This is a genomic window from Paenibacillus sacheonensis (assembly GCF_009909195.1).
GTDB lineage: Bacteria > Bacillota > Bacilli > Paenibacillales > Paenibacillaceae > Paenibacillus_Z > Paenibacillus_Z sacheonensis.
On the sequence record NZ_JAAAMU010000008.1, the window covers coordinates 118,260 to 136,666 of the forward strand.

Here is an 18,407-nt window from a genome sequence, read left to right on the forward strand (position 1 = left end):
TTTGAACTTGTCGGATATTGCGAAGCGGCGGCGTTCTTATGCGGATCCAGCGCGCAACGCAAATAAAGAGACGACCCGCGGGGGGTCGCCTCTCGAATGGTTAATCGGTAATCAAACCGGCGCGGAGCAGAAGCCTCCGCACGATGACCGCCGTTTCTGCCCGAGTCATGTCGCGCTCAGGCGCGAGCTCCTCCCGGGAGCCTTGGATAAGCCCGTTCTTTACGGCCGCGGCGACCGCCTGACCGGACCATGCGCGGACGGCCGCGCCGTCCGCAAATCCGGCCAATACGCCCTTGACCTCCGCTTCGTCCACATTCGCGGGCAGCCCGATCAGCGTCATCGTCCTATCGATCATGACGATCGCTTCCTCCCGCGTAATCGAGCCGGCGGGGCGGAACGTTCCGTCCGCATAGCCTTCAATCAGCCCGTATGCCACGGCTGCGGCGATGGCGCCGTCATACCATGCGCCGCGTCTCACATCCGAGAACGAAGCGGATGCCGCGGCCTCCGGCAAGCCGAGCGCGCGAACGAGAATGGCCGCAAATTCAGACCGCGTGATCGGCGCATCCGGATCGAAGTGCCGCTGGTCGACGCCGCCCGTCACCATTCTCGCCGCCATGTCGTTTACTTCGTCCTTGGCCCAGTGGGCCGCGACATCCGCGAATTGCACCTTGTTGGCAATCAGCGCAATGACGCCGTCGGTCAGACTATTCACGATGGCCGCCGCTTTCCCATCCCTGTCAATCACGAACCGCGTAGGTACGTGGCGCAGCGTCCCATCCGGATCCATGAGCGCTGCCGTAGCAAGGCCGTCCGCGCTCACCCCGTCCGGAAGCGGAATTTCCCTCTCGACATAGGCATGAAAGGCAGGTGCTTCCAGCCTGTTGCCATGATAAAGAGTCGTTACCTCGAAGTCCACGGGGGAACCGCTCAGGGTCACTCCAGCTTTATGTGCTGCGTCCGTTAGCCCCGCAAGCTGGGCAGTATCGCTCTTGGCGATGCCGATTTGAACGGTTATATCCGACGGTTCTGGTCGCTGCTCGCCTAATGCCGCCGTCCAGGAATCGAATAGAAGCTGATCCAGAGGCAGCTTGCAGCTCCCGTTCCGGGTCTGGACGACTACGGTCCCTTGTTTGCCGGCAAGCCCGTTGACGACAGTCCCGTTTAACGCGACCGTTATTGCATCGACGTCCTGTTCGACGGCAACGATGACCTCCGGCTTTGCCGCCGTACGATCCAGCTGGGCCTGCAATGCAGCCGCATCCACGCTTACTGCCATAGAGGTTCGCTGATCTGACCTGGTCATGGACAGCGTACCGATTAAGTCATGCCTTTCCCCGTTCACGGTCACTTGCAATCCCATAGCCGTTTCCAATGAATACCCGCTAGATGGCGGGCTTGTCGGAACGTCTCCGGGATCATCGCCGCCATCGCCTTCGCCGTCGCCATCCGTTGGGCTCTCATCCGAATCGGGCGTCCACTTCGCGTACAACTCGACATCCTCCGCTCCCATGCTGAACGCAGCCCCTGCCGCATAGGGCGTTCCTTCCCCGTCCGCTTGGGTATTCCAGCCCGCGAACGTATACCCCGGCTTCGTCAGACCGCCGCCGCTAAGCACCGTTACCTGCACTCCCTGCTCGTACGCGTTACCGTCGACAGGCGCTTCTCCCGTTCCGCCGTTGCTGTCGTACGTCACGCTGTACGTCGGATTCGTCGTCCACTTCGCATACAGCTCAACATTCGCCACTCCCATACTGAACGCAGCCCCCGCCGCATAGGGCGTTCCTGCTCCGTCCGCTTGGGTATTCCAGCCCGCGAACGTATACCCCGGCTTCGTCAGACCGTCGCCGCTAAGCACCGTTACCTGCGCTCCCTGCTCGTACGCGTTACCGTCGACCGGCGCTTCTCCGATTCCGCCATTGCTGTCGTACCTCACGCTGTACGTCGGATTCGTCGTCCACTTCGCGTACAACTCGACATCCCCCGCACCAATCGTGAACGTGGATCCCGCCGCATAGGGCGTTCCTTCCCCGTCCGCTTGGGTATTCCAGCCCGCGAACGTATACCCCGGCTTCGTCAGACCGCCGCCGCTAAGCACCGTTACCTGCGCTCCCTGCTCGTACGCGTTGCCGTCGACCGGCGCTTCTCCCGTTCCGCCATTGCTGTCGTACGTCACGCTGTACGTCGGATTCGTCGTCCACTTCGCATACAGCTCAACATTCGCCGCTCCCATGCTGAACGCAGCTCCCGCCGCATAGGCCGTTCCTTCCCCGTCCGCTTGGGTATTCCAGCCAGCGAACGTATAGCCCGGCTTCGTCAGACCGTCGCCGCTAAGCACCGTTACCTGCGTGCCCTGCTCGTACGCGTTGCCGTCGACAGGTGCTTCTCCCGTTCCGCTATTGCTGTCGTACGTCACGCTGTACGTCGGATTCGTCGTCCACTTCGCATACAGCTCAACATTCGTCGCTCCCATGCTGAACGCAGCTCCCGCAGCATAGGCCGTTCCTTCCCCGTCCGCTTGGGTATTCCAGCCCGCGAACGTATACCCCGGCTTCGTCAGACCGTCGCCGCTAAGCACCGTTACCTGTGTGCCCTGCTCATACGCGTTGCCGTCGACAGGCGCTTCTCCCGTTCCGCCATTGCTGTCGTACGTCACGCCGTACGTCGGATTCGCCGTCCACTTCGCGTACAACTCGACATCCTCCGCACCAATCGTGAACGTGGATCCCGCCGCATAGGGCGTTCCTTCCCCGTCCGCTTGGGTATTCCACCCTGCGAACGTATACCCCGGCTTAGTCAGACCGCTGTCCCCAAGCACGGTCACCTGCTCGTTCTCGTAGTAGACATAATCGTCCGTCGGCACGTTCCCCGTGCCGCCATTGGCATGATAGGTGACGGCGTATGTCGGAATCGCGAGCGTTCGAACGGCTATTTTATCGTAAATGCTCTTCCGGCCATCCTTGTCCTTCACGATGACGGTGAAGTTGTAGGTCTGACCGTCATAGAGATCCGTGACTTGCTTCGTATCCATATCCGCCGTGTAGGTTCCGATCCGGACGCCGCCCGCTTCAACGGCGCTGACGGTCACCGCCGTCCGGCTGCTGATCTGGTAGACCTGGTATTGCAGCTCTGCCTGCTTGCTGAGATTGTCCGTCGCTCGCGCCCACGACAGCGTGACGCCGGTCTCCGTAATGTTGGCGGCCGTCAGCGCCGGATTCGCGATGGCAGGCGGCGTCACATCCACGCTCGCCGCGTTGCGAACAGGGATGCTGCGCGATTCTCTCGTGGTGTCGCCCAGCTCGCCGTATCCGTTATAGCCCCAAGCCCATATAGCCCCGCCCGACTGCATCGCGATGCCGTTGTACCCGCCGGCACCCAGGGAAACCACGTCCGTCAACCCGCTTACTTGCACCGGACTCAGCCTCGTCGACGTCGTCCCGTCGCCCAATTGGCCGTAATTATTAATTCCCCAACTCCAGACCGTCCCGTCGTCCTTCAGGGCATAGCTGAAATGCGTGCCGCCCGCAACGCTCTTCACATGGTCGATCCCGACCGCCTGCACGGGCGATACCCGGTTTACGGCGGTTCCGTCGCCCAGCGTTCCGTAGGTATTCCTGCCCCACGTCCAGACCGTCCCGTCGTCCTTCACCGCCATGCTGTGATGATCGCCCGCGGCGATCGCCTTCACGCCATCGATCGCCACTTGGTAAGGGACCGTACGGTCTGCGGACACGCCGCCTCCGGACTCCCCGTACGAATTTCGGCCCCACGCCCAGACCGTTCCGTCCGACTTCAGCGCCAGGCTGTGATACCCGGCATTCACAAGCGCCACGACGTTCGTCAACCCCGCTACCTGGACCGGCAATTGCCGCTGCGTCGTCGTCCCGTCGCCCAGCTCCCCGTTATCGTTGCGTCCCCATGCCCATACGGTGCCGTCGTTCTTGAGAGCGAGCACATGATAACCGAGACCGGTCGATATGGCCGTTACTCCGCTTATCCCCTTTACCTGTACCGGCGCCGCGCGATTCTCCAACGTGCCGTCGCCCAGCTGTCCGTTTTCGTTCAACCCCCATGCCCACAGGGTTCCATCTTCCTTCAGCGCGTACGTGCTCATAATGCTGGAAGCGATCTGCTTGACGCGGTCCAGCCCTTTGATCTGCACCGGCTTCGCCGAGTAGGTCCCCGAACTCGCGGCTAGCTGCCCTCTATCGTTGCGCCCCCACGCCCACACCGATCCGTCGCTCAGCAGCACGGTGCTGTGGTAATAACCCGTGGCCAGCTGCGGAGCCGTGAGATAGGCATCGGCATGCGCGAACTTCATGGGAGCCGCCGGAATAATCCCCCATAAAACAACAAGCGCGAGTATGATTTTGTTCAGTCGCATCGACATGCTTTACCTCCGTCAATCTGTCCGTTTTCTGCTTCCACCTCCATTTTACGAGCTCATTCGACGCGTGACGATTGACGAATGTTAACTTTCCGCTTGTTATTTCGTATAATAAAGCCATTGATTGCTACTTCTTGCAAGCATATGTCGCAATATGGGAGGGCTCCATGATGCACGAACCATCCCCCATCTTATTAAAAGCCAAAACCACCCTTCCGCTGCTGAAAGAAGCCCCTGTCGCGCGTGGTCGGCTGCATGAGGCTCTTACGTTCGGGTTGAAAGGCAAGCTTACGCTCGTGTCCGCGCCCGCGGGCTACGGGAAGACGACGCTGCTCTCGCAGTGGGCGCATGATCGGCAGCGCGTTCCCGCCTGGCTCTCGCTTGACGAGACGGATAACGACCATGTCCGCTTTTGGCGGTATATCGTCCGGACGCTGGCCGCCGTCGTCCCCGAACCGGTCGGGCAGCGGATCTTCCGGTTGGCCGAGGCGCTGCCGCAAGTATCCATCCATACCTTCCTCGATGCGCTGCTGAATGAACTGTACTCGCTCTCGGAAGCGCCGGCGGAAGAGATCATCCTGATCGTGGACGATTATCAGCGCATCCATAATGAGCGCATCCACGACAGCCTTTCCTATTTCATCGATTATTTGCCCGCAACCGCGCACGTGCTCCTTGCCAGCCGGACCGAACTGCCTTTTCCGACCGTCAAGTGGCTGGCCAACGGGGACTTTCATGCCATAGACGCCGCGCAGCTTTCTTTCACGGCGCGCGAGACCGCGTCGTATTTCGACGCGCTGCCCGGGCCGAAGCTCTCGGATGCCGAGACGGAACGATTGACGCTTCGGACGGAAGGCTGGATCACGGCGCTGAAGCTGGTCTCGATAAGTCTGCACGCGGGGACTCCGCATTCCCGTCTGCTGGATTCGTTGGAAGGAAATCACCGGAACGTCGCCGATTATTTAGTTCACGAGGTCGTCTCCAAGCTGCCCGCGGACGTCTACGGCTTTCTCCTCCGAACCTCCGTCCTGGACCGGATGGATGCGGTCGTCTGCAATGCCGTCACCGGGGAGAACGGCGCCATGCTGTTGGAACGCCTCCGAAGCCTGAATCTGTTCGTGATTCCGCTCGACGACCATAACCGCTGGTTTCGCTACCACCATCTATTCGCGCAGTTTCTGCAGGAGCTGGCGAAGAATGCAGGAGTATGGAACCAAGCCAACCGACTGGCCGGGGAGTGCTTCGCCGCGCGCGGCATGATGGAGGAGGCTCTTGGACATGCCGCGCAGGCGGAGGATTCCGTCGGCATGCGCGTTTATTTGGAGCGGCATATTCCGACCGTGCTGGGCAAAGGCGAACTGGCGACGGCGCTGCACTGGTTCCAGCGCATGCCGGCGGAGACCGAAATTTCACTCGAGCTGTCTCTCCTTCGCGCTTTCGTGCTCGTTCTGACCGGGAATCTTGGACAAGCGGAGCAGGAGCTGTCGCGCATTGAACGCGCCTGCCAAAGCATTGACCGTAACGGGAGATGGGAGCAATTGCAGAGTGGAATTCTCTTCGTGACGTCGAATTTGGTCTTCTCGAACGGGGACTTCGGCAGGTGGTTCGCCTTCTCCGAAGGCATACTGGATCGCATTCTTCCGGCTGACCCGACCTATTACAATTTTAACTACAACACGACCGAACCGCTCGTGCGGCGGACGGCCCTCGGTCTGAAAGGCATGCTATCGCAGGACACGGAAACGATCGGCAGCCTGTTCACGGGCGTTCTGCAATCCCACGGCTGGCAGGAGTCCCTGATTCATCTGTACGTGAAGCAATCCTTGTGCGAAGGCTACTACGAGTGGAATCGGCTGGAGCATTGCCGAGAGCTCCTCGCCGCGCTTCGGAAGTCATCGGCCGCCAGGCAAACGCCCGGCTTGCTCGTTCCGCTCCGCATTACGGAAGCCCGCATTCATCTAGCCGTGGGCCGCAGCCAGCTGGCCCATGATCGCATCGACGAGGCGCTCTCGGAATTGGCCGGCCTCCCGTCGGCTGACATTCACTGGATCGACGCGCTGCGCGCGTTCAAGGCCCGGATCTACATGCAGGAAGAGCGGATCCCGCTAGCCAAGAAGGAATTGGCCGCGCTTCGCCTGAACGCCGCAGCCAAGCCGGCGTTCAATCAAGAGTTCCCGTTCCTGACGTTATGCCGCCTGCTGGGCAAACAGCGGCAAGAGAACGAAGCGCTTCGGCTGCTCGAACAGCTTCGGCCCCAATCCGAACGGGAGCAGCTCTATTCAAGCCTGGCGGAGATCTCATGCCTGCAGGCTCTGCTGGAAGCGCAGCGCGGGCAAACCGGCGCCGCGCTGCAATACCTGCGCGAAGCGCTTGCGATCGGCGAGAAATTCGGTTACGTCCGGACTTTCCTGGATGAAGGACCGGCGATGGCGGATTTGCTGGCGGCCTATCTGACCCGAGGCGGCGAACAAGCCGCCGGCTCCTCTCCGGATGCGATGCACGGCTATGTCCGCAGGCTGCTGGAACTGTTCCCCGAGACGCACGCGCCAATCCCTCGTCTAGATGCCCAGCCGGCCGAGAGGCTGACCGCAAGGGAGTGCAACCTCCTGCGGCTTCTCCGGCAGGGGGCGACCAATAAACAAATCGCGGCCGGCCTCGCCTTGTCCGAGGGCACCGTAAGAATCTACCTCTCCCGGCTCTACGATAAGCTCGGCGTCTCGTCCCGCACGCAAGCGCTGATGATCACGCAGGAGCTGCAGTTATTGGGATAATATCATTCGCGTTACGCAGCAAGGGGGCTCGTGCCATCCATCGGATGGCGAGCCCCCTTTTCGTCGTCTTCAAACTCCTGCCTCCGCGATTCCGCTCTCCATGCAAGATCGCGCCCCTTCCGGTTATCACGGATGATGTGATATTCGACAAAAACAGCAATCTACTGACCGCATTCGCCAAGAACCCCTTCGGGACCAATACCGTCGAAGACACATCGACGATCGCGGCCAGCCACAATGCCGTATTCGCGATCAACGGCGATTATTACGGCTTCCGTAACGACAGCGTCATCATACGCAACGGCACCGTATGCCGCGAATATCCTGCGCATGACGGCCTGGCGCTGCTCGAGAGCGGCACCCTCCAGCCCTATAAAGAAGAGGAACCCTCTTCGGACGCACTGCTGGCCGGGGGCGTCACGAACACTTCTCCTCCGGTCCGATTCTCATCGAAAACGGCGAGATCGCGGGCGATTTCAGAAGTGTGAGAATCGATAAAAATTTCGGGAATCATTCCATTTAAGACGCCAATCCGCGCACCGGTACCGGTATGATGGCGCCGAATCACTTTCTGTTCATCGTGGTTGATGGCAGAAAGAGCGGCTGCAGCCGGGGGATGACGCTGACCGAATTCGCGAATCTATTCCATGAACTGAGTGCCGGGGAGGCTTATAATTTCGACGGCGGCGGCTCGTCCACGATGTATTTCATGGGCAGAGTGGCGAACGATCCGCTGGGCAAAGGCAATGAACGGGGCGTCAGCGATATTATCTACATTCCCGAGTCCTAAAAAAGAAGGAGGCTCGCAGCATGACGATCATTACGATTATATGGGGCAGTGCGGCAGCGGGGAGGGCGTCGTCTGCGCGAACAGCGACGGACAGTATCTGGCGAGCGATATCCTGCGGATCACGGACGCCGTTCGCGAGCATCGCGGCCATATCGTCCTGGGCAGCAGGCAGTTCACCGGCAAAGTTCCCTTTCGCATGCCGCTATTAGTTATACCGCATCGTTACGACGCCGGCATACTGGGACAGGCTGTCCTTCGACACATTCAGGAGCGGCACATCGGGCGTCGTCCGCGTACCGGCAGCCGTCAGGAATGGATCCGCCTTCGCGAAAACGATTTTCCCCAGAAGGCCTAGCGCCTTCGTGCGGTAATGCATCGGAATCGCCACCGTCGCTTGCAGCTGCCGCATCACTTGAGCGGCCTCCGCTCCATCGAGCGTCATCCTTCCGCCTACGGGAACGATGAGCACGTCCGTCCTGCCGATCGCTTCGGCTTGTTCCGCCGTCAACAAGTGTCCCAGGTCGCCGCAATGGCAGACCGTCAAGCCGTCGATTTGGAAACGAAAAATAATGTTCGGCCCGCGCTTCTTCCCATTCACCTTGTCATGGAACGTCTTGAACCCGTCGATGCGCACATCGCCGCGGCCGTATGCCTTCGGCTCGTTCACGAGCAGGTAATCGCCCGATGCCGCTTTGACTTTATTGTGATCGCCATGATTATGCGTGACGACGACAATGTCCGATTCCACCGGTACCGGCATGCGGTAGCCGAGAAACTTATAATAGGGATCGATCAGAATCCTCGTCCCGGCGTCCGAGGTCAACAGAAATGAAGAGTGGCCGAACCATTTAATCTGCATGCATGCCGCGCTCCTTGTCTTTCGTTTGGTGGTTGATGGTTCGTAATTCGCGGTTGAGAGTCGGCGGCTAGCGGGCGGCAGTCGCCGTTTGGCGGCTCTGCAGCTTCTTGAACACTTTCAGATACACCCATGCCGCGTTCGCCAGCAGCAGCATGCCCGTCACGATGAATACGTACCGGCTGCCGAACCAATCCGCTACCTCGCCCCCGAGGACCGCCCCGCCGAAGACGCCCAGGTACCCGGCCGACATCGTGAAGCCGAACACCCGGCCCGTGATGGCCGTCGGCGTTATTTTCTTGATCAAAATATTGACGGCGGGGGTCAGTCCCGCCGATGTCAGCCCTAATAAGAACCGTAGCGCCATTAACTGCCAAGGACTCGTCACGAAGGCTTGCGGGATGAAGATGATGCCCGCCGCTGCGAGCGCGAACAACATTACCTTATGCGCCCCGATTCGGTCGGACAGCTTGCCCAGCCGCGGAGCGGCCACGATATTCGCCAACCCGGAAGCCGAGAACGTGATGCCCGCGATCAGCGCCACATGACCGAGATTATGGGATAACTCGGCGATGTAGACGGTAATAATCGGCTCCACTGAATACAGGGCCACCGTCAAGACGAAGAACGTCACGAACATCGTGATCGTCAGGCTCTTCTCGGGTATCAACGCCCAGATTTCCTTGGCGCCTTGAACTTGCTTCGTTTGGCGCGCGAACGCTTCTTGGACGAATAACGCCGTCGTCAGGAAGGCGATCAACATCATCGCCCCCGTGATGAAGAATACGTTTTGCATGCCGAAATTCTCTTCCACGAATCCTCCGACCATCGGTCCGAGCAGCGAGCCCGCGATGCTTGCCGTCGACAGCGTCCCGAGCGCATAGCCTGCGTGCTCCTTATCGGTCTGCGTCGCGATTAGGGTCGTGCAGGCCGTGCCGTAACCGGTGATGATGCCCTGCACCAATCTCAGCCCGATCAGCACGTAAACATGATGGGCGAAGCCCATGCATCCGATCACGACCGCCATGCCGAGGCTGGCTCGCAGCAGCATCGGCTTGCGCCCGAACCGGTCTGCTGCCGCTCCCCAGATCGGGGAGAAAATCGCGGAAACGATAAAGGTCACGCCGAACGCAATGCCGGATAATTCGGCGATCGAACCCGAATCCTGAACGCCGAGATGCTTAATAAACAGCGGCAATACGGGCGCGATCTGACTCATGCCTATGCCGGTCACGAACATGCCGAACCAGCAGACGATTAGATTCCTTTTCCATATCGGCACGGCTAAAGCCTTCTTTCCGCATCTGTTGTACCCGCCTATGTCGTATGCTACAATCAAGCGGAGACGTCTCCACTTGATGATAAACGGAGACATCTCCGCTTGTCAAGACATCGATCTCCGTATGCGAGGAAGTGAGCCTTATCATGTTTGATTCGCAGTCAACTCCGCCGCGTTCCGAACGACGCGATGCCGCGGAGAACCGCCAGCGCATCTTGGATGCGGCGCTTCGGCTATTCGAGCAGCAGGGCGTGGAACAGGTCAGTATGAACCAAATTGCCGCAGAAGCGCAGATCGGCCCGGGAACGCTGTACCGCCGGTATCGCAACAAAGCCGAACTATGCACGGACTTGATGAAGGAGAACATCATTCTCCTCTTCGATAATATCGAAGCGTACTTGAACGACAACAAGCCGGAACCCGCGATCGAGCGACTCAAGGGCATTCTGAACCTCTTCATCCGCTTTCGGGAGAAGAAGTCCCAATTGCTCGCGGGCGTCGAGGAATCCACGACGACCAACCGTTCACGGTCGCGCACCCATGGCCCGCTCTACCTCGAGCTTCATCAACTGCTGGTCGATCTCTTCGACGAGATGGCCGATTCCGGGAAGGCCCGTCCGAACAGCGTCTTCAAGGCCGATATGCTCCTGATGGCGCTGAGCAGCGACTCGTACTCGTTCCAGCGAACGGAACGCGGTTATTCGCCCGAGCTGTTCCTGGAGCAGATCTGCCTGACGTTTGATTTGAACGTTTGATCGATCGTTCCGGAATGCGACGCGAGCGTTTCGAAGTCCGGCCCGTTCGAGTTCAGCATGGGCTGCCGAAGGCTTAATCCGCTCCAGACGGAATCGCGGTCCAAAAAAAAGAACCCGGCTCCGGGTTCTTTTTGCGTGTGCAGGCCGTACAGGTGCAAGCCGTACAGACCATAACCTGGCGTCTTGCTATACCGATTGCCCCGCCCGCAGCTTCTTCTCTTGGGCGCCATGCAGCCTGACCATCGCATAGCGGGCGATAGGCTGAATCGCGATCGTCTCGGCAATCAGCGCGATCACGAAATTTCTCGGCCAGCTCGTGCCGGAGCCTATTCCCGTAATCGCGCTGCTCGCGACCTGAAGCTTCGGCGCTGCAAAATGGATGCCGGCGACGAGCGTGATCCATGTCGCGACATCGACCCGACACCGTACCTGCGAATAAAAAAGACGACCCGCTTGCAGGGTCATCTCTTCACGGCGCAATGCGCGATCTTAATCACTCATGCACATGACGCACCCGTTATCCTACGCTCCCGAGACCCGAGGCATCCACATCGGTTCCTTGCCCAGCTCCGCCCAGATGTAACGAAGCAAGAGCCTGGACTTCAGCTCCGCCGCCTCGGGATCGTTCCACAGGTTGCGCAGCTCCCCGGGGTCGGAATGAAGGTCGAACAGCTCGCCGTATTCCCGGTTATAGTAGACCGTCAGCTTGTACCGATCCTCCACGTACGTCTTCAAGTGGATGGCGGTCGGTTCGTGATGGTTCTCGCACAGGATATGGTCCCGTAGTCGCGTCTGCTCCCCCTGCCATACCGCGCTTTGGTCAAGGCCCGTCATCGCGTTCGGGATCGGCAAGCCTGCAAGGCCAAGGAACGTCGGCGCGTAGTCGACGAGCGACTGAAGCGCGTCCGAGACCTGCCCCCGCTCCCGCTGCTCCGGATGCCGGACGATCATCGGCACGCGGATTAAGTCCTCGTAGTGGAACGGCCCCTTCGCGATGAGGCCGTGATGACCGAACGCGTGCCCGTGGTCGGACGTAAACACGACGACCGTGTCGTCCGCCAGCCCGAGCCGTTCCAGCTGATCGAGAATCGTGCCGATGTACTTATCCATCAGGCTGATCATGCCGTAATAGACGGCGATGTTCTTCCGCAGCTCATGATCGTCGTGCAGGTGGGAATGCATCCCGTGGATGCCTTTGCCCGATTCGAGGTAAGCCGAGAAATCCGGGTCGCGCTGCTGCGTCATGCCGAAGTGGGGCGGATTGGCCTCATGCTCGCCCGGGACAACGGCCGGAATCGTGAGCTTGTTCGGATCGTACATCGTGTCCCACGGCTCGGGCACAAGATACGGCGGATGCGGGTCGAAGAAGCTGGACCAGAGGAAGAACGGCTCTTCGCTCTCGGTATATTCCGCCAGCAGCGCGTTCGTCCGCTCGGCAATCCAGGCGTCGTAATGATACTGCTCCGGGATTCGCCAGGTATGCTTCTCCGCAGGATCCATCGTGCCCGCCGGCTGCAGGAAGTAGTCGCGCCAGTTGTCGCAGCCGCTATCCTCCAGCCATATCCCGTAATGCTGCCCCGCATGCCCTTCGTTCGTATGGTTCCGCGCCAGCTCGACGCGCTGGAAGCCGTAGAACGGCCCGGTGAATGTCCGCCAGTAATCGAGGTCCTGAAGTAATGGATAGGATTCGCTGGACGGGTATTGTTCCGTGGACGCAAGCGGCTGAAAATGCGCCTTCCCGACAAGCGCCGTCCGATAGCCTGCGGCCGTGAAGTCCTCGCCGACCGTATGCTGCGCTTCGGACAGCTTCGTGCCGAGCGTCCACGCGCCGTGCTGGCTCGGATATTGGCCGGTAATGAGGGAAGATCGGGTCGGCGTGCAGGTCGGATTCGGGCAATAGGCACGGCTGAACGTCGTCCCTTGCGACGCGAGGCGGTCGAGATTCGGCGTCGACACCTCCGGGTTACGGAATCCGAGCGTGTTCCAATGCTGCTGGTCGCTCGTTATGAGCAATATATTCTTGCGTTTGCGTGGCACGGCGCACTTCCTTTCACTCACTCGTAAATTGAGGAATCCGCAAAAAGTTTACTTATTATTCACACCTATTTACTCCCCTATGTAAGCAGAAATACGCCCTTACCCTTTGGCATACCTCAATTCTAATTCGATCGACAGCGCGATAAAATACCAGAATGTCTAGTCGGCAATTGTCATTTTGTCTAGTCCATCCCTTTGTCTCGCGGATAGCGGCTGGGCGGCATCCCGTAATGCTTGCAGAAAGCACGGGAGAACGAGTACAGCTCGGGGTACCCCAGCGACAACGCGATTTCCGTAATGCTGTACGCCCGCAGCTGCAGCATCTCGGCGGCCCGCTCCATGCGCAGCTTCGTCAGATACTGCTGCGGCCCCATGCCCGTAAGGCGAGTCAGCTCGCCGTACAGATGGGAGCGATGGACGCCGGCCACCCGCACGACGTCCGCGACCGTAATGCCTTCCATGTAATGCGTATGCATATGGTTAAGCGTTCTGGCCGTCCATTTCTCTTCGCCTTTGTCCGACTGCTCGCAGGCCGATGGATCGTGCAGCGCTCCGAATATGCGGTAGATGGAGGCGGATAACAGGCACTCTTCGCCGGCGTTCCCGCTCCGTATGAAACGAAGCGTCTCCTGAAGCGCGGCTTCCGTATCCGGCGTCAACCGGCCGCGAAGGTACGGCCGCTCGCGGCTTATGCCGAGACGATCCAGCAGGTAAGGCGCCTGGGGGCCATTGAAGGCAAGCCAGTACATGCGCAGCGGCGCTGTTCCCCCTTTGCCGAGCTCGTAGCGGTATTTATGATGCGGGTACAGGCAGAACAGGTCGCCGGCCTCGAGCGTCGCCGCGCCGCCTTTGAATTCGAACTCGACGGCCCCCTCCGCGACGAAGTGAATGGAGTAGCATTCGATGATTTTCGGCCCGATGGCGTACCCCGGCTTCGCTTGGTTTCTGCCCGCGCGGATGGGCCAGATGCCGCCTTTCTTCTCGAATTCCGACGCCGTATAATACAGGCTCTCCGCGAATTCGTATTCGAATTCTTTCATGTTCATCGCCTCCCCCGGGCTGCCCGAATAACCAACGACCATAGACCAAAGAGACCCTTCACGCTTCGTGAAATGTCTCTTGTCGTTACTGCTTCCGTTTTGTCCATGTCCAGCGGTTTTCTTATTCACCTAGTATAACAGCAGCATTCCGGTACCGTCACCCGCCGTATCGCGATTACTGCGCTCCGCCCGCGATTCTTCTAATTCGTATCCACCTGTACCTGTTTCTTGTTCGATGGCGTGAACCATCCGACCAGCGCAATCGCGATCAAGACGCCGTAGAAGATTAGGGTCCAGGTCGTGCTGTGCGGGAACTCGTGATCCAGCGCCGCAATATCTTCATGCGCCAGCGTAATGACGGCAAGCTTCACGCCGACCCATGCGACGATCGCATAAGCCGTGGTCTCGAGCGCCGGCCGCTCCCCAAGCAGCTTGACGAACCATGTCGCCGCGAATTTGATCAAAACGAGACCCGCGATCCCGCCAAGCAGGACAATCAGGAATTTCCCGCCGTCCATGCCGCCGAAATCGCGAAGCGGCGAATCCGGGAGGCCCAGTGCCAGCGCGACCGCCGCGAGAATCGAATCGATCGCAAAGGCGAGATCCGCGAGGCCGATTTTGCCTACGGTCGGCCAGAATGCTTTGCCCGCGGCATCTTTCTTAACGTCCTCATGAACATCCTCGTTCTTCTTGCCGAAACGCGCTTGGATGATGTGCTTTAACCCCAGATACAGCAGGTAAGCCGCTCCGATCGCTTGAATTTGCCAGACGTTGGCGATGAAGGAAATGGCAAACAATGCGGCGAAACGGAAAACGAATGCCATCAGAATCCCATAATTAATGGCTTTCTTCTTCTGATCCTCAGGCAAATGCTTGGCGATGACCGCCAATACGAGCGCATTGTCCGCCGACAGCAAGCCTTCCAGTCCGATAAGAATCAGTAATGCCCAAGCGTACTCTAACCAAAGTGAATCCACCAGTACCTCTCCTCGCTATATCGAAATGATAGCTGAACGAATCATCGCTTATTCACGTATACGGCAAGGCCGGCCATCCGTTTCAGGAGCATGGACCGATCGATCGCAATCATGCGCTTTCCTTCCTTAGCCTGTCCCCGATGAAGAGGACCTATCACCCCTTGGCCAACGCAAAAAAGAGGGTTACCCCGGCGGTCATATCAACCGTCCATCAGGTAACCCTCACCTATCATGCATGCACTTATTCAAGCGATCCTGAACTGCTTACTTGCCAACGGGCCGTCTTCCCCGGAATCCGCCTTTGCTGCCGCCGGAACCCGTGCCTGCACCGCTGCCGCCTTCTCTTCCAGAGGCGCCTACGCGTGGAGCGCCTGCGCTTTTGCCGCGCGGAGCACCGCCTCCGTTGCCGCGCGGAGCGCCGCCGCCGTTGCCGCGTGGTGCTCCTCCGCCGTTGCCGCGCGGCGTACCGTTACCGGACGGCGCTCTGCCGGCCTTGGCCGCCATGGCCGGCACCGGAGCAGGCTCCGTCATGGTCAGCGGATACGGATGATCCTGAATGACCGGAATCCGCTGCTTGATCAGCTTCTCGATATCCTTCAGAAACGGAATTTCCTCGTGCTCGCAGAACGAGATCGCGATTCCGCTCAATCCGGCGCGTCCCGTGCGGCCGATCCGGTGCACGTACGTCTCCGGAATGTTCGGCAGGTTGATGTTGATGACATGCGACAGCTCATCGATATCGATGCCCCGTGCGGCGATGTCCGTCGCCACCAGCAGGCGCGTCGAGCCGTTCTTGAAGTTGTTCAGCGCCGTCTGGCGGGCGGTCTGCGACTTGTCGCCATGGATCGCCTGCGCGGTGATATTCGCCTTCGTCAAACCGCGAACGATCCGGTCCGCACCGCGCTTCGTACGGGTGAAGACGAGCGCGCTGGTGATCGATTTGTCCTGCATGATATCGATCAAGAGCGGCAGTTTATTCGTCTTGTCCACGTAGTACAGCGATTGCTGGATGCGCTCCGCCGTCGTAGAGACGGGCGTAATCTCGACTTTCACCGGATTGGTCAGCAGCGAGTCCACTAGGGACTTGATCTCGTTCGGCAGCGTCGCCGAGAAGAACAGCGTCTGCCGCTTGGCGGGCAGTTTGGCGATAATCCGCTTCATGTCGTGAATGAAGCCCATATCGAGCATCCGGTCGGCTTCGTCCAGCACCAGAATCTGCACATGCCGCAGATCGGCGAAACCTTGATTCATGAGATCGATCAGCCGGCCCGGCGTTGCGATCAGAATATCCATGCCTTGCGCGAGGTCCTGCTCCTGCGCCCGCTGCGAGACGCCGCCCACGATGACGGCGCTGCGCAGGTTCAAGAAACGTCCGTAGGCTTTGCAATTATCGGCAATCTGAATCGCCAGCTCTCGCGTAGGCGTCAGAATCAACGAGCGGATAACGCGCTTGCCGTTCGGGCGGTCCTGCTTCGCGCTCAGCAGCTGGAGGATCGGCAGCAAGAACGCAGCCGTCTTGCCGGTTCCCGTCTGGGCGCAGCCAAATATGTCGCGGCCTGCCAGTACCGGCGGGATCGCCTGGGTTTGAATCGGCGTCGGCTCCGTATAATTTTCCTTGGTCAACGCTTTAAGAATAGGGGAAATAAGTTGCAATTGTTCGAATGTCATAAGCTCTCCTTCGTTCAGCCGCCGTCCATGCGGGGGCTTCCTACTAGCATTATACACTAGATGAGGCGCGGAGCCTGCCTTAACAATTATCCATCCGTCATCGAGCAGCCGAATTGAAGGTCGTTTTCAGCTCATGAACGTCGTCTATCTGATTGTAATCCGCCGATCTATACCGATTCGAATCTGTGAATCAACGCTAACGCTTCTTCGTTATCCGGCTCCAGCTTGATTAATTCTCTCGTGTACTGCAGCCCCTCATCCTCCAAGCCCATCTCGAAGCAGCAGATCGCAAGACAATAATAGACGGTGGATACGATCTCTTCCCGGTCTTTGCGTACGGAGATTTCGAGGAACCGCTTGGAATCCGCATACATGTCCATCTCAAACAGCAATAAGCCTGCTTCCAGCGCCAAGTCGTACCGCTGCTCCATCTCGTAGTACGAGGACCACATGATTTCTATGCCCCTCGACAGGTCCTGCAGTTCTTGGTCCGCAGCCTCAGCCAGCAGGCTCGAGATCTGCTCCGTGCTCTGCATGAAGAACTCCGCGTCATAGCCGCCCAACCGCCAGAAGCTTACCAGCTGCTGCAGCTCCATACCCGCTATGTTGGGGTCGATCCATTCCTTCAAGCTGAAAAATTCGTCCGGTCCGAACCGTTCGATCACCCGGCGATAGGCCAGCCTGGTTTGGACGCAGCTCATGGGCTGGTCCACTTGGATGATGCAGCCCACATTTATATTGCGATAATGATGCGGAGGGAATAACGCGAGCGCGCCGTCCCGCTTCATAACCTGCTCGATGGCATGGTAATTGGCCGTTAACGAGAAGGCGCTTCCGTGCAGCGTCAGCTCCGGCGGTTCCATGAAGGCCCAGTCTTCCAGCAAATGATCCCCTTTGTCCGCGGTAATAAGCAGCATGCCTGCCTGGGACAGCCGGTTCAAGCGCGCCAAACAATTCAATCCGGCGACCGGGAATAAGATATGTGAATCTTCCAATTGCTCCCGATAGAGAGCGATGATATCCCGGTATGGATACGATTCCTGCTCATATTCCGGCGCATGCCGATGCGTATATTGAAACGAGAGTCGATCGAGCAATTCGGCCGTCTGAAGGGAATCGCTGCCTTCCGGATACTCGATGAGCACGTCGGCCTCATAGATCCGGCCTTCCTTCACGTACAGCAGCTCCTGCGGGATGCTATCGAAGAAATAGTTGGCCACGATGATCAGCGGCTGCTTCAAATCCCCTCCGCGAATGGTTTCGCCGGACACGATCAGGTTCAGCTCCGTGTCTTGAACGGCATCGAATCCCGCGAAATCGAGCATGCCTCGGGCAATAAAAGTTTGCAGCGCGGGATGCTCTCTCCATGCCAATACGTTGCTCATCGCCAAATCCGTCATGATATATCGAAACGAAGGCAGCGCGATCCCCGCGTAGTCGATCAATTGGCTTAGCTCGTGAAGGACGTGAAAAGCGAACCGGCCCGCTCCCGCGCCAAGCTCCACGATTTGAACCGGCTCCCACGCCGACGCCGAGCGCTCTTCCTTGCCGGCCCGATCTTGAAGAAACCCGAATATCATCTCTGCATAGGCACCGGCAATCACAGGATTGGAGGTCGCATATTGAGGAATCTTGTCATTGTTCCACGCGTTTAAGCCTACTTCTTCGTAATACGCCCGCTGCATCTGCCAGATCGGCGCTTCGCTGAAGCGGTAACGCTGTTTATGCTCAACTGTCATGTAACCTATCCTATCCTGTCCTTGGAGGTAATCGTTCCCTACCCTTATTTTATCTCACCTAGATCCATAATAACCTTTACGCCGCGCAATGCCACCTCCTTTGTTGGA

The 18,407-nt window shown here is 58.9% G+C and carries 13 protein-coding genes; 4 read left to right on the top strand and 9 right to left on the bottom strand.

Annotation, left to right across the window (positions count from 1 at the left end):
• Positions 1 to 100: 100 nt before the first annotated feature.
• A complete protein-coding gene (locus tag GT003_RS17100; RefSeq protein ID WP_161699958.1) occupies positions 101 to 4,390 on the bottom strand; it encodes an RCC1 domain-containing protein in 4,290 nt (1,429 codons plus the stop codon).
• Positions 4,391 to 4,557: 167 nt separating this feature from the next.
• Between GT003_RS17100 and GT003_RS17105 the strand changes: the two genes are divergently transcribed.
• From GT003_RS17105 to GT003_RS32530, 3 genes are all read left to right on the top strand, one after another.
• A complete protein-coding gene (locus GT003_RS17105) occupies positions 4,558 to 7,158 on the top strand; it encodes a winged helix-turn-helix domain-containing protein (RefSeq protein WP_161699960.1) in 2,601 nt (866 codons plus the stop codon).
• 137 nt (positions 7,159 to 7,295) lie between these two features.
• On the top strand, positions 7,296 to 7,646 hold the full coding sequence (locus GT003_RS32525) for a hypothetical protein (protein WP_239566029.1): 351 nt from the start codon (positions 7,296 to 7,298) through the stop codon (positions 7,644 to 7,646).
• Between the two features lie 65 nt (positions 7,647 to 7,711).
• Positions 7,712 to 7,948: a phosphodiester glycosidase family protein gene (locus GT003_RS32530; RefSeq protein WP_239566030.1), complete on the top strand. Its 237-nt coding sequence runs from the start codon at positions 7,712 to 7,714 to the stop codon at positions 7,946 to 7,948.
• 205 nt (positions 7,949 to 8,153) lie between these two features.
• Here GT003_RS32530 and GT003_RS17115 read toward each other — a convergent pair whose 3' ends face one another.
• Positions 8,154 to 8,807 carry an MBL fold metallo-hydrolase gene (locus tag GT003_RS17115; RefSeq protein WP_161699962.1) on the bottom strand — a complete coding sequence of 218 codons (654 nt, stop codon included), beginning with the start codon at positions 8,805 to 8,807 and terminating at the stop codon, positions 8,154 to 8,156.
• 67 nt (positions 8,808 to 8,874) lie between these two features.
• A complete protein-coding gene (locus GT003_RS17120; protein ID WP_161699964.1) occupies positions 8,875 to 10,086 on the bottom strand; it encodes an MFS transporter in 1,212 nt (403 codons plus the stop codon).
• A gap of 143 nt (positions 10,087 to 10,229) precedes the next feature.
• Here GT003_RS17120 and GT003_RS17125 point away from each other — a divergent pair, with 143 nt between their 5' ends.
• Positions 10,230 to 10,838 (top strand): TetR/AcrR family transcriptional regulator, encoded by a 609-nt coding sequence (locus tag GT003_RS17125; protein WP_161699966.1) that lies wholly within the window; start codon positions 10,230 to 10,232, stop codon positions 10,836 to 10,838.
• Positions 10,839 to 11,024: 186 nt separating this feature from the next.
• On the opposite strand, the gene GT003_RS17130 is transcribed toward GT003_RS17125, so the two are convergent.
• The 6 genes from GT003_RS17130 to GT003_RS17155 form a co-directional block, all read right to left on the bottom strand.
• The gene (locus tag GT003_RS17130) at positions 11,025 to 11,318 is read right to left on the bottom strand and encodes a hypothetical protein (RefSeq protein ID WP_161699968.1); all 294 of its coding nucleotides are present in this window, start codon (positions 11,316 to 11,318) and stop codon (positions 11,025 to 11,027) included.
• A 42-nt stretch (positions 11,319 to 11,360) separates the two neighbouring features.
• Positions 11,361 to 12,875: a sulfatase-like hydrolase/transferase gene (locus GT003_RS17135; protein WP_161699970.1), complete on the bottom strand. Its 1,515-nt coding sequence runs from the start codon at positions 12,873 to 12,875 to the stop codon at positions 11,361 to 11,363.
• A 182-nt stretch (positions 12,876 to 13,057) separates the two neighbouring features.
• A complete protein-coding gene (locus GT003_RS17140) occupies positions 13,058 to 13,915 on the bottom strand; it encodes an AraC family transcriptional regulator (RefSeq protein ID WP_161699972.1) in 858 nt (285 codons plus the stop codon).
• A gap of 200 nt (positions 13,916 to 14,115) precedes the next feature.
• A complete protein-coding gene (locus GT003_RS17145; RefSeq protein WP_161699974.1) occupies positions 14,116 to 14,892 on the bottom strand; it encodes a TerC family protein in 777 nt (258 codons plus the stop codon).
• Between the two features lie 264 nt (positions 14,893 to 15,156).
• Positions 15,157 to 16,560, bottom strand: a complete 1,404-nt coding sequence (locus tag GT003_RS17150) for a DEAD/DEAH box helicase (protein ID WP_161699976.1) — start codon at positions 16,558 to 16,560, stop codon at positions 15,157 to 15,159.
• A gap of 167 nt (positions 16,561 to 16,727) precedes the next feature.
• The gene (locus tag GT003_RS17155) at positions 16,728 to 18,299 is read right to left on the bottom strand and encodes an SAM-dependent methyltransferase (RefSeq protein ID WP_161699978.1); all 1,572 of its coding nucleotides are present in this window, start codon (positions 18,297 to 18,299) and stop codon (positions 16,728 to 16,730) included.
• Positions 18,300 to 18,407 lie beyond the last annotated feature (108 nt).

What these genes read in the sequence shown, in the direction of transcription:
- GT003_RS17140 (WP_161699972.1), bottom strand. Translation starts at nt 13,915, where the DNA reads ATGAAAGAATTCGAATACGAATTCGCGGAGAGCCTGTATTATACGGCG.
- GT003_RS17150 (WP_161699976.1), bottom strand. Translation starts at nt 16,560, where the DNA reads ATGACATTCGAACAATTGCAACTTATTTCCCCTATTCTTAAAGCGTTG.
- GT003_RS17100 (WP_161699958.1), bottom strand. Translation starts at nt 4,390, where the DNA reads ATGTCGATGCGACTGAACAAAATCATACTCGCGCTTGTTGTTTTATGG.
- GT003_RS17115 (WP_161699962.1), bottom strand. Translation starts at nt 8,807, where the DNA reads ATGCAGATTAAATGGTTCGGCCACTCTTCATTTCTGTTGACCTCGGAC.
- GT003_RS17155 (WP_161699978.1), bottom strand. Translation starts at nt 18,299, where the DNA reads ATGACAGTTGAGCATAAACAGCGTTACCGCTTCAGCGAAGCGCCGATC.
- GT003_RS32530 (WP_239566030.1), top strand. Translation starts at nt 7,712, where the DNA reads ATGGCGCCGAATCACTTTCTGTTCATCGTGGTTGATGGCAGAAAGAGC.
- GT003_RS17105 (WP_161699960.1), top strand. Translation starts at nt 4,558, where the DNA reads ATGCACGAACCATCCCCCATCTTATTAAAAGCCAAAACCACCCTTCCG.
- GT003_RS17125 (WP_161699966.1), top strand. Translation starts at nt 10,230, where the DNA reads ATGTTTGATTCGCAGTCAACTCCGCCGCGTTCCGAACGACGCGATGCC.